At 44.0% G+C, this 12346-nt stretch carries 13 protein-coding genes; 5 read left to right on the top strand and 8 right to left on the bottom strand.

Going from position 1 to position 12346, the window contains the following annotated elements; all coding sequences use genetic code 11:
- The first annotated feature begins 163 nt into the window (after positions 1-163).
- The 4 genes from ACXI0A_RS10010 (at position 164) to ACXI0A_RS09995 (ending at position 2752) form a co-directional block, all read left to right on the top strand.
- Positions 164-700 (top strand): hypothetical protein, encoded by a 537-nt coding sequence (locus tag ACXI0A_RS10010; RefSeq protein WP_476149096.1) that lies wholly within the window; start codon positions 164-166, stop codon positions 698-700.
- Between the two features lie 386 nt (positions 701-1086).
- On the top strand, positions 1087-1524 hold the full coding sequence (alaE, locus tag ACXI0A_RS10005) for an L-alanine exporter AlaE (RefSeq protein WP_476149098.1): 438 nt from the start codon (positions 1087-1089) through the stop codon (positions 1522-1524).
- A gap of 203 nt (positions 1525-1727) precedes the next feature.
- Positions 1728-1988 (top strand): hypothetical protein, encoded by a 261-nt coding sequence (locus ACXI0A_RS10000; protein WP_476149099.1) that lies wholly within the window; start codon positions 1728-1730, stop codon positions 1986-1988.
- 479 nt (positions 1989-2467) lie between these two features.
- Positions 2468-2752: a biofilm development regulator YmgB/AriR family protein gene (locus ACXI0A_RS09995; protein ID WP_476149101.1), complete on the top strand. Its 285-nt coding sequence runs from the start codon at positions 2468-2470 to the stop codon at positions 2750-2752.
- Positions 2753-2946: 194 nt separating this feature from the next.
- Here the strand turns inward: ACXI0A_RS09995 and ACXI0A_RS09990 are convergent, their stop codons facing one another.
- The 7 genes from ACXI0A_RS09990 to ACXI0A_RS09960 all read right to left on the bottom strand — a co-directional run bounded on the left by ACXI0A_RS09990 (position 2947) and on the right by ACXI0A_RS09960 (position 9604).
- A complete protein-coding gene (locus ACXI0A_RS09990) occupies positions 2947-3570 on the bottom strand; it encodes a hypothetical protein (protein ID WP_476149103.1) in 624 nt (207 codons plus the stop codon).
- Positions 3571-4209: 639 nt separating this feature from the next.
- A complete protein-coding gene (locus ACXI0A_RS09985; RefSeq protein WP_476149105.1) occupies positions 4210-5085 on the bottom strand; it encodes a hypothetical protein in 876 nt (291 codons plus the stop codon).
- Between the two features lie 692 nt (positions 5086-5777).
- Entirely contained in the window at positions 5778-6113 is a 336-nt protein-coding gene (locus ACXI0A_RS09980) for a DUF805 domain-containing protein (RefSeq protein ID WP_476151087.1), read from the bottom strand.
- Between the two features lie 145 nt (positions 6114-6258).
- Positions 6259-6603: a DUF4190 domain-containing protein gene (locus tag ACXI0A_RS09975; RefSeq protein WP_476149107.1), complete on the bottom strand. Its 345-nt coding sequence runs from the start codon at positions 6601-6603 to the stop codon at positions 6259-6261.
- Between the two features lie 827 nt (positions 6604-7430).
- Positions 7431-7853 (bottom strand): hypothetical protein, encoded by a 423-nt coding sequence (locus ACXI0A_RS09970; RefSeq protein ID WP_476149109.1) that lies wholly within the window; start codon positions 7851-7853, stop codon positions 7431-7433.
- 8 nt (positions 7854-7861) lie between these two features.
- Positions 7862-8284 carry a hypothetical protein gene (locus ACXI0A_RS09965; protein WP_476149111.1) on the bottom strand — a complete coding sequence of 141 codons (423 nt, stop codon included), beginning with the start codon at positions 8282-8284 and terminating at the stop codon, positions 7862-7864.
- A 105-nt stretch (positions 8285-8389) separates the two neighbouring features.
- Entirely contained in the window at positions 8390-9604 is a 1215-nt protein-coding gene (locus ACXI0A_RS09960; RefSeq protein ID WP_476149113.1) for a DUF4236 domain-containing protein, read from the bottom strand.
- 673 nt (positions 9605-10277) lie between these two features.
- On the opposite strand from ACXI0A_RS09960, the gene ACXI0A_RS09955 reads away from it, so the two are divergent.
- Positions 10278-10982 carry a hypothetical protein gene (locus ACXI0A_RS09955; protein ID WP_476149114.1) on the top strand — a complete coding sequence of 235 codons (705 nt, stop codon included), beginning with the start codon at positions 10278-10280 and terminating at the stop codon, positions 10980-10982.
- Positions 10983-11396: 414 nt separating this feature from the next.
- Here ACXI0A_RS09955 and ACXI0A_RS09950 read toward each other — a convergent pair whose 3' ends face one another.
- Positions 11397-12182: an HNH endonuclease gene (locus ACXI0A_RS09950; protein WP_476149116.1), complete on the bottom strand. Its 786-nt coding sequence runs from the start codon at positions 12180-12182 to the stop codon at positions 11397-11399.
- Positions 12183-12346: the final 164 nt, after the last annotated feature.

Genomic DNA, 12346 nt, shown 5'->3' with positions numbered 1-12346 from the left:
CAACGGAGGTTCTTAATGAAACACACTCCACAAAGTAATGCTGACACTCTCAATCTTCATGCTCGAACCATGCAGATAAATGGTACTGTTGACGAAAAGGTTGAGCAGTTGCGCAACATGTTCGCTCAGAGTTCAAAACGTACTAAGGATGACAGGAAGCTCCGTGGGGATCGAGAAAAGGTATATTACGAAGGCTGAGTTTAGCGAAGATTTTGTAAGAGCCAGTGAAGACTTTGAATATGGGTATGACGTTATCTCTAAAGTTAATGTCAAAACTGGTCAGTCAATTCTGCATTACGCAGTCCGCCTCCAACAGAGATGGAACGATGATAATTGTATCGTCGTCTATGATCATGATGACGATAGGTTATGGAGCAGGGTAAAGGCCTCTGATTCGAAGGATGATGCAGGCATAAACTGGTATCTTGGTTTTTTTCATGGTCGCGTTGAAGCATGGAAAAATGATCCCCTAATCGTAATATCTTTCCGTGATGAAATCATTCCAACCCCTACAGGGTATGATAAAGGTTTCAAATTAGCTGTTATCCACGCAATCAGTGATCACTCTACCCTTTTCGGTGATGGCTGGGAAAAGAAAATCCCTGCTTACATGCGTGATAAGCGAAAAGAAAATTCCAATATTCTCAACTATTTTGCGGATATAAATAGTTCGGACTCTGACGACCCGACTGCATCTTGAAACTCGTAAATATGGCTGAAGCCTTAGTTTTGAATAGGGGATTATCTGCGTCTCTATGCAATTACATTAAGCATCCGCAGTTACCGCTTCTATAACCTCTTGGCTCAACGCCTCAGCATCAACAATCATCCGCACTCCATGCCCATAAGCGACCCCCGGCAGAAGCTGATACTCACAAATAATTTCAGGCTGTTCTGACCTGCTCCCCGTTGATTAATACACCGCAATGTATTAATCAACGGGGAGCAGGTCACCCTCTTTGTAGCTATCTTTAATGCGGTATGGATGTGCCAGTCTACTTCATCATGCTATGCCGCCTGCGCATCATACTTACTTCGTCACGTCAAAATAGGAAGTGCATTTTGCCTCAACCTCAAGGCCAGAGCATGCGCCGAAAGGCCTTTATTGCGGATACCACTGCACTGATTTTATTTTTCACCACGACGGGCATCATTAATGAACGATGGATCGCGGGCATGGCGTGGGATCAGGTGCTGCATGCGCGTTTGATTGGTGCAATTCTGATGGTGCCAGTTGCCCGCCCTTACGGCTTGTGGCGCGATTGGGTGATGCAGCGGGCGGGATCGGGCCGAGTTTCGAAGCTGCTGTGGGACAGTATCGCGCTGGTGAGTTTTCAGGTGCCGATCTATGCGGCGATCATTGCTTTTAGCGGTGCGTCGGGCAGTGGTTTGGTGCGTGGTACGCTTGGTGCTGCCCTGATGATGCTGTTTTTGGGAAGGCCTTATGGCGCGTTTTTAAATTGGGTGCGGAGAGTGTTTGGTTTGCCGCCTGGTGGGGAAAAACCGATGTCGTTGGATAGCTAAATGATTATCTAGCGGGAGCGAACGAAGATTATTCAAATAGCTGCAAAATGGAGTGTTAACCTGGTGATGAATAGGTGTTTCCCACACATTAATCATAAAATTCGCACCACAACGTTATTAAGACGAGTCGTAATGCAACATTCTGAATAACGTCTAGGGTTAGGTTGAGGTTGTCATTAATTCGATCTGATGGAGGATTTTCAGTGTTATTTCAAGATGACGAGAAAGGCCATATTATCATTGGTGAAGCCGCATTAAGCCTGGCTTTATGTCGAAAGGAAATCAGTGTTACAAACCTTTTTTCACAGCTTGGTTTGATGTCTAAATCAGAGAGTAATATTGACCGGTTGACTCAAATCGCTAAGGCCAGAAACTGGCTGATGAGTTTTGAGTCACCTTCAGTCGCCGAGGAGCAAATACCTTATTTGCAGACCTTAGTTGGCCTGAACAATGAACTGAATTAACGATATATGATCTGAAGCCAAAGGACGTATCCGGTTCCGGCCGGACAACGACGAAGCGGATGGCCTCATCGGTTACACGTGAGTGTACACCGGCCGGAGACAATGTCAGGGACGACACTCTCAAAATGATTTGCCAGAATCTGTCTTTCGCTACTCCACTGACGAAGCAACCGAGTGATCAGGCATAAGCTGATAACTCACTCCACGTAAAACATTCCCGCATAAAAAAACCGCAAACATGAAGATGCCTTTGAGCATAAATTGGCCTAATGAAATTTATGGACGATGCCAGGGCTGTTTTTGGTGATCATCGCCCTCCCAATTTTGAAAAAATGCGCTAAGTTTATTTCACATGGGGTTTCGACATCAGTCGAAATTCCACCCCGTACAAAACCCGCACGCTTTCAATAGAGTGCGATTGTTATACGTTACAGCCTGACCATAATGACGCCTGAGTAGCGGACATAAGGGATAAAATCATGTATCAGAGCACACAACAGTCAACCAATAGCGCGAAGTCTTTCCTTCACTTAGATGCGCTTCGCGACAAAGCAACGACTGAAACCGTTGTGATTGAAGCAGCCGCAGGTGAAATCACCCAACGTGGCGTGAGAGTCACTAACGGCGCCGTTATTTTGCAATTGATCACTGAAGTGCAGAATGCCTCTGATCCAGTACAAATTGATGTGTTACTCAATGCCCTAAAAATCGTAGTCGGGATGACTCCCGGTGAAGAGGAACGCTGGGCATACTTCAACTGGTAAAAGTGTTTATAAAGACTAAACACATCTTCGACCATTGATATTGAAGGGTAAAATAACGTCCAGGTTAACAAACTGAACGACGGCTTTTATCGACATTCCTGTTATTTCAATGGGGTATGGAAAGCATTGATGATCAGTGCTGATGCCGCGCGCTCAGGCTATGGCAGTCACAAAGTACCCCATTGAGTTGCCCGCTACTCCTCTTTCACCCATTGCAAAAAATCCGCAATCGCAGCTTCAATAACCTGCTGGCTCAATGTCTCAGCTTCAACGATCATTCGCAGCCCATGCCCATAAGCGAACCCTGGCAGAAACTGATAACCACAGCAAACCCTCGGCGGTTGATCCTGCGCTATTTCCCGCTCACGCTTCTCAATAAACTGCCAAAATGTCAGCCCGCCAAAAATCGCATACGCTTGCTTTTCCCGGTGTACAAGGGTATGGCTGATGATTTTGCCTTTGCTATTCACGTTAGGCGTTGTTTCAAATCGCGCCTCTTCTTCTTGTTGCTGCTGACTAAGCATCGCCCAGGCTTCATTAAATGCCTGGTCGTGTACCGCATCCTGAAGCGCCTGCTTTGCTGTGATGATCTCAGCATTCCAGAGATCGGCAGGATCGTGGCCGACAAAATAGATGTCACTCCACGCCCAAATGTGATCGGGATTATCTTTGTAGTGCTGGATATCACAATCATCATAAAACACCCCGCCGCAGCGATGACGTTCACAATAGATAAGGTTTTTAAGCTCAATGACTTTTTTGCGACGCTGACGACGAGAAAGGGAAATGAAGGGGCGATGTTTGTTAAAAGGCGACATGGAAACTCCTGACCGGCAACGCTAATGCGGCTGGAAGCAGTCCAGCCGCACAGGCTAACAAAAGCAAGGGCTAAGCAACAGTCGTTATGGGGAGAAAATGTGAACTGTGCACAATCATATTGCACCATTCATCGGCACTCAGTGCGACGAAATAGTGGCTGATTACTTCGAATTGCTCATCGGTGGCTGCAGCATTGTGGGGCTTGCTTGCGGCAGTTAAGTGCCAGAAGCGGAGCCTCAAACCTCAATCGTCTGGATACATTGGTTGTGAAATAAAAGATATTAATTTACTGAGGTCTGCAGATGCCTACGTTCCAGTATCCATTCCCCTAATAACAATGTTCTTTCAAACCAAACGACTTCAGTTCCTTTGTATTTAGCCGATTAATTACCGCATACCCCACAAGCAATACAGGGCCCTATACTTTTTTTTAACGTAATCCGATAGCCCCCTCATTGATGTCAGGAATAATCCAAACACATATGTATACCCTGGGAAGTGATTAGCACTACTTAAGTTGAGGGATGGCTTTAAGTACATTCAGGATATTGGCCAGCCAGTTATTCAGAAGTTAGCAAACAATACCTTCCTTTTGAGTAGCGGCCAAATCATGGACTATCTAGACTTTCTTAGGAGTATTACCAGACCTTTTTCACTGTACAAAGCCTTTTTTGCCCCGATTTTATCAAGGTAATGTAGAATTTGTGTCCAATTGGAACGGCCCCTTCTCCTGGTAAGCCCATGTTTAAATTCTCATTAAAGATATGAGTGGTTTCCTTAGCACTACGATCTCTGAGATTGATTCTGAACCCCGCTTTAACACTGCCATTTTTGCTTTGGCAGATAGCTTCCATCTCATAAATGCCATTTTGTGGTAGCCATAATCCCGGCGGCACAGGCCTGACGTCATCATCTGCAGGAGAGATGTCACGGGCATTTTTTTCTCCCTGAATAATGCCTTGATACCTCCCAGCACCGTATCCGCGGTCATAACTCGATTTGTTGGTAACAACATGGGTTATTATTCCCACCACGACCGCAGCAAATATCATCCACCTTAGCGATCCCCTAAACGACCCTCTCTGTGTTTGGAGTGTCTTTTCAAGCTGACTCACTTTTTCCTGTGCAGCGACGGCGATCGGTGCCAACTCTTTAAGCTGAGATTCATGCAGCTCAGAGCGACGGTACCACTTTATGGCCTGTTCTTTTGCTTCTCTGAGATCGGCCGCTAAAGATGTGTCGCTATTGCTCGTAAGGCGAAGCTCTCCAATTTCATATTCCAGTTGCCTGATCCTACTTTGCGCCGTCTGCAGAGACTGAATGAGATATGCGTGCTTATCACGTAACTCAAGCAGTTCAGCGTGATTAGAGTTTTGCCCCTTCTGTTCCAGATAATCAGCGGGATTCAAACCTTCGGACTGCATCGTTGCAGCTGCAAGCTTTAACGCCTGCGCAGCTTCATTTGCATTGCTGTTATACAAAGCAGATTTTAGGAATTTCTGTATTTTAGACATTTTCAGGTTGAAGCTGTGTGATTTATAATATGTGCTAAATATATTTCAGTTGCGGAACATACTAACTGAAATAGATAGCTTAATGCATTAATTATCCCTTCAGATGAAAATATTTTTTCCACTGCATTCAGATTAACGGAAAAAACCTCGCATAAAATGTTAACTTAATAAGTCGCGCCAATCCCTCGGCTTGAAAATGAACTAAAAAAACATAAGACTACACAGATCATTTCGATAGGCGCTTTCACGCCAGATGAAAGTGCTGCTCACAATCAAATAAAAGGCATGAAAATTAACCATTATACTAACAACCCGCATAAACCTTATACCTCAATAAACTATAGGGGTTAAAATCACGATTTTCGTTTACTACTAATTTTGGCATTCATAACAGTAAAGATATATAGTAAACTTCGTCAATAAACAATCTTTAGAATAAAATTATAAAACGGGTCGCATTTATGCTGTTTTTATGTCCCTTGTCATCTTGGGCAGACTGCTTAGGGAGTGGTGCTTATCAGACTTGCACGGACAATTCAGGTAATAATTATCACGTCCAGCGATAAAATAATGCCACGACAGTCAGTTCATTAAACCAGAACAGTACGAGGATGGGGAGGAAAAATTCAAAAAAAGATGAAAAAGTCAAATAATTTTGGTGGTATAAGATAATGTTTTATACCACCCTCATATCAAACGACTTCTTTTGGATTTGAACCAAATCGGTTGGTTGTTGATTGCCCTTCGAGGGCCAGGAATACAATGTTTACAATGGGCAATAGTAGCCACCACCCGCTACGATCAGTATCGTGAAGTCTTCGAACACCGACAGCAATGCTAGGAATGAGTATAGCTAAACTATAAATATTTGAAAAGACCTCATTGATTCCAATCAAACCTTCGAATATACCAATCAATAATGCAATAATGAAGTTAATCAGAAAAAACATCCAATATTCTTTCCTGCGTGCCCTGCCAGTAAATACTGCATATTTTTTAAGTACATCCAGATACCATTTATTTAAAATCCCACTAGGACTTTCTGTGCTCTGGATTTTTTGACTTATCTGTGGTGCACCGCAATGTGGGCAGGAGTTAGCTGTACTATGAATTTCCTTACCGCAACCGCGACAAAAAACCATGCTCATAATTTTTCCTTAATTTATGAATAGTCTAAACAGTTAAGCATACAAGGGAGACAACTGATAACACAATCCCGGAGATTGCCATATTTTTACCACTTCTCTTTTGAGTTATAGTAATTATTCCAAAAATCAGACCTAGACCCGAAAAAACTCCTAGCCCAACGATAGTATCGTTGTCCCATTCAGAGTCATCAAACATTGCGAGCATACTGATAATACCGAATACTAATGATGCTATGGACATCCACAGTGACCCGGAGACGATATTGTGACTTGCAGATGACGCGACATGCTGACTTGCACCACATTGTGGACATGCGGATGCTGTTTCATGAATTTCCTTGGCACAACCACGGCAAAAGACCATAGCCATGACGTATCCCTCCTTCGATTCAAACGATTCTTATCCATTGGTCTTAGAGTTATCGGCACCCTTTAGGAAAACATTAGTGAAATCGCAGAACAAAAATCTCAATACCATGAGTGTGGAGCGTTGCAGTCATTCACTAGTTTCCTGCCAACACTTATCTGTATTTAAATTCGAAAGTCTTCAATGCTAACGATGTAACACCCACACCTAATGCGGAAACATACACCATTAAGGCAGGTTACATCTAAAAAGGTAAAGAGCATGACTATTGAATACAAATACGGTGCTTAGGCCCTTAAGACATCCCTCAGCGGTTCAGGGGCTTGCAGGTTAGCGCCGTTGGGCTGACGACCCGGCACGCCGGGGAGCCGAAGGGGCCAGAACCTCTTAATGCAGTGGGAGTTATAGAAAAAAGAAATAAGAGTCAATGGATCATCTGCAAATTACCGCAGCAGTTAGGGTGTTAGCAGATAGAACACATATGGACAGAACATCCCGCGACAATCAGGCTTTTTCACAGGTTCTCAGCGGCCTTTAACTTTTCGATTCAACTGCCCGACGATTTTATCCAGTGAATCTCACATTGCAATGCTAGTGGAGTTGCCTGGCGGAGTTGATTGAGTATCAAGGTTTCCTGGTGATCCGGGGAGTTTCTGTGAAGCTGAAGGTTTCAAATCAGAACAAATGAGGTCTGACCCGAAATAAATAGAGTTACTATTTTCAGGCCTGATGCCATTGAGCGGTACTGAGTCACTAATGGAGGAAACTAATGCATCGTGATGCAGAGAACGCTCAAAGGAATGGCTCAAGTATCCGCCCTCACCTCTCTTTCAGAATGCTGTCCGATAGATACCAAAATCTCCGTTAGACCCGTATCCGACACGGAAGATCAACACCCCGTCTTTTTTAACCACACCCGGTATTTCTACCATCCCTCCGCCACATATGCCCTTGGGCCATGCACTGAAAACATGTTCACCGGTAGATGGGAAAAATATGAATTTTTCTGAGGTATCAATTTCAGCGAGAATTTTTCCATCCATGAATATCTGCGTCAGGCATGCGCTTCCACCGAACCCGGCATCACGTTTGATGATTACCTGTCCACTGTCCTCGCTAACTCTCGTTATTAACGACTGGTCTATCACCCTTTGTGCTGGAACAGGCTTTGCTGCCTGATTACTCACAGGTGTACTGGCGCAGCCAGTCATACCCACAATCATCCCACATAAAATAATTGCTGAAATTCTCAAGATTATCCCTATTCGGTAAGGTATTGGCACTGTGCCAAAGCATAATGGCTTATTGCTTTAGGTAATTTACTCATTGCTTTCTTGGCTGCAGGTGATAAGGGTTGCCCCTTCATATCTTTATCAGTTGAAAAGGCCTGCTCTGTTTTTTGTTCAGCTTTAGAGGTAATCACGTCACAGTCCGCACTATGATTAACGCCTTCCTTCACAAATTGATCAACATTCTGAACAAACTCATCCGCCATCTGCATGCCGGCCAGTTGAGGGTTTCTGAGAGCTTTATCGGTCAGACTGTCCGTGAGCATTCCGACTTTCACAAGTGCCTCCGCAATTTCCTGCTTGGCGGTATAAACCGCCATTTCACTCTCTGTTGAAGCACATGCGGCTTTTGTATAAATAAGCGCGAAACACAGTATTAATCTTGCTGTTCTCATAGAAGCTGCTCAATATCCCCGGTCCATTAAAGGTGTCATCACTCTGAAGCTGCCTACCAGGGCTTTGATCCCGGGCGCACTATACAACGCTCAGTGGTATAAACATCAATTACCGCTCAACTTTGTTTGTTCAATGAGGGCGAAAAGATGCTGGGCAAACTGCCTGGCAGCTTCTTCATCAGATACCATGTATTCCTCGTGAAGCACTTTACTAAAGCGGAAAGTCAGGATGCCGTAAATGGCCCATGGAATCGGATAGTTGTCGTTAAAGCGTTTGTCTGGTCCGCCGTTTTTATTGGCATAACGCCATGTATTACCGTCAACCTTACTGTCAGCCGGGACCGCTTCTGTTTCAGCGAACCGGGTCCGCCCATACTGGAGATCAATATCTGAAATTGATACCACCGCGAATCTGGCGTCACTTTCAATCAGCAGAAAGCCCGGGAAAATATACACGTCACCCCCGTTTCGGTTTTCCAGATGCGGTACCAGCCTGAACTCATCGTTGTTTGAAGCTGGCAGACAGTTTGGGCGCCCCATACTGAAAATCACGCCTTCGCGGGAAACCTCTTTATCCGCCTGGGTGCGCTGCTTCAGCTTATCGGTATCCCTGTAGGAAAGAATGTCCCAGATTTTGTTGCTCCGGGAGACCATCCCAAAAGACTGGCTCAGTGCACGATAATGAGAGAGGATCATTTCATCACCTCCCCAGTCGAACGTGACGCCACTGCTTTCCAGCGCGTCCTGGCCGTTTTCAATCTCCGCAGCGGTGTCCAGTGCCTGTTCTAGCACTCTGGCCAGCTTTTTACGGAACAGACTCCGCAAAACGATCATGCCGTAAAATCTGCTCTGCTTCTCAATCTTGCGCTGACGGGCTTTCAGCCCTGACAGCGCGCTGGTGATCTGCTGACGCGTCGCTTCAGCCTGATTGATCACCTCTGCCAGTTCGGACATACCCATTTCGCCAATGGCTTCAATATCGGCACTTACCACGGGGGTAGCAGGAGGGTCATTATGTTCAAAGCGTAAAGGAGGAGTATCTGACTGGCTAGGCTCGGGATAGCGCGGAGGGACTGAAGGTGAAGCGGATTTTTTTCCACCAAGCTTGTGGCTGTAAGATAAACCGGACCCCGGAATACCGACGGTTGCACGCGCTCCATTACGTCCACCAAAATTTATCGTGGCACCCGGAACGCCCAAAGACCAACTGGTTCCTCCCGACGAGACATTAAGATAAAGCCCCGGTGCGATTTTAAGTCTCTTTCGAAACGCAATCCCATGATTTCCCCTTCCTGTTGTTAGGAATAATCCTAACGGCAATCAGCCTGGCGTGGAAGTTAACTTTGCTGCCAGAATTAAGGGTTGATTCACCGTAAGAGGTGTGCAGGGTTGATAGAGACAAGATACAGCGCGGGTACCGCTTAAACGGAAAGTCACCTCATTTCAGCTAAGGATTCAGCGTTTAATCGGGCTAACGCGTACTCGGTTCCACTTTTGAGAAGCTAACTTAGGTCATTGGCCTCAGTCTCTAAATGCCACTTCCGGCTATGCAGCAGAGCTTTCCTAGCTTACTCTAGGGAAATCGTAAGCCCATGAAAGCCAGTATATGTGCCAGAAGCTGACCCTGACCCGAAATCCTGCTCCATTCAGAAACAAAAATTCCGGCATGATATTAATTTCCCCTCGCATCGCGTGATGCATCGATTAGGCATGACTTACAAAGCGATAGAACAGCACTATGATGTGCCATGTGTCGTTTATGAACCTAGTATTTTAGGGTCTGATTGAGTGTTTGATTTGGAGATGCGTGAATGATTTCTGCTGTGTGTCAAAAGAGGGCACATAGCAAAGTAATTAGTATAAGTAGAAAAAATAATTATATTTAACATTAATCATTGATAACATATTGTATTATAATACAAACCTTAGTAACCTTTCTGTCTCGCTCGCGACATATGTAAACATCAAATTGTAATTATTAAATAAAATGACAATGAAAAAAAAGAAAAAACAGCAGAGGAAACCAAAATATAACAAGACAGAGTTCAAAGCAAGATGGAGCCCTCTGAGAAAGACGAATAAAATTATCCTATGGCTGGCAGCGATAGGTATCTTACCTGTAGTTAGCAGCTATCTTTTTGACTTTTTCACAGGAGATGTTCAGGTAAAATACATTCAATCTTTGGATCGAGGATATGAGTTTAAACTCATAAATCACAGTCCTACAGATCAAGTGGTTGAAAAATTCAGAATCTCCCCAGAATTTGGCCAAGCAATATTATTCAAAATTAACAAGCCCGTTTATGGTACTATTTCTGGAAATAGTATCACTTTACCAGGGGGGAACTCTAGCTATATGCCGGCCTTTGAATACAAAGAAATGAATGGCTATACATTGGAAGCAAAATCAGAGGTTAGCTTTCGCATACCTCCTCTCACAGCAAGAAATTACATGACTCCCGAGGCCATAATTGTGTATGCCGATTATAAAACCAGCTCTAAAAATAAAGTCATGAGGAACATTGAGCAAGTCTTGGACTCTCTTATGATCATAGATACGAATAAAAGACAAAAGTATATGGTTGTTGATAACTATTGGACCCCACTTGCCCAAGGAAATGAAGTTAATGCAATAAAAAATGCCTGTCGCGATGATGATATTTTATCAAGGTCGGAGATATGTAAAAAACAATTTTAAAATAATGCGAAGCATGTTTTAAACAACTTTTTTATCACCACTGGTTTAGTTTGATTAAATATAAATTAAACAGCCTCTATACAAATTTAAATTAGCTATTTAGCCTTCAAATGTGTCTTAGTATAAAAATGATTTCACTCCTATTAAAATCTACTTTCTGCTGTGAGTTTGACGTCACGCTACCATCATGAAAACTGTCTGATATAGACTATATTCGCACCTAAGAACACCCTATAGTAAAAAAAACTTTAGGCCTGAACTGAACAGCGTATCGAGGACATTGATGAGAAAACTGAAGTGCTCAATAATCGTCGCTGAGATTTAGTCGCTCAGCATCCTGATATCGTCAAGTGATAACGTACACCGCTACCGAAAAGGTAGCGGTTTTCACGGCTAATACTAAGTGTTCGACAGCTAGCTATTAATTAATTTAACCGGAATTTTAGGATGTGGGATTAGTTTATTATGGAGGTCTTTATAGCGTTCCTCTTGCTGTGCTCTCTCTGACAATATGACTTTATTATTCAAAAAAGTTAGATCATCGTTGTCAAATAAGTGATGCAAGTCTGCCGCTAATGCAATACCGTTTTCAACGCTGGGTTTACCCTGCTTAGCATGGCTAAGGATGTGGCAGGCTTCGACGGCGAGAGAACTGCCAGTGATGGCGCATTTACCCCGCCAATTATCCAGAACATCGCGCCTGAAAGCAGCCTGATCCATACGAATTTTGACCATCCGTAACCCATCTTCACGGCGCGAACGTTGTTCATGAGATTTGATGTCCGCCCCTGTGAGGGAACCCAGCAGTTCCACGACTTCATTGACCAGCGGTGCAGCAAATGATGCACCCTGGCTACAGAAGTGACGCTGGAAGAGATTGAAGCGTTTATCGCCGCTTTTGTGCGGCAATAATGTGCTGAGCTCGAGCGGGTCTAACATGACAAATGCATTTAAATGAGATACGTCATGTAGTGCGAAACGGTAGGGATAACGGGCATCGTGATTAATTGAGTGGCCGACAATCTCATATTCACCACAAAGATAAAAGCGACTGGTTTTACCCGCCAGTCTTTGAATGATAAATACTCTATCGCCCACATTAACTCGCGCATGCCGTGTTTTTGAGCTGATGCCATAACCCCCTGCAGCATTGAATTGATTTTCATTGAGCGGCCCGTGATAAGCGTAGAAATACTGCATGTTATCCTCCTTGAGAATAGATTAAGTTTACTATATCGGCAGTTAGCACAAAAAAATTAGAGTAAAATACGAATAATCGGCGATTACATCACCATTAAATGTATATTACAAACACTTACTTTGGAGGGGGTTAGTCATTATATGAAATCGTAGATAATCCTTTG

Source organism: Pantoea sp. C1E2 (assembly GCF_056491465.1).
The sequence above is the reverse complement of the archived record's forward strand: the minus strand, read 5'-3'. Positions and strand labels throughout refer to the sequence as shown.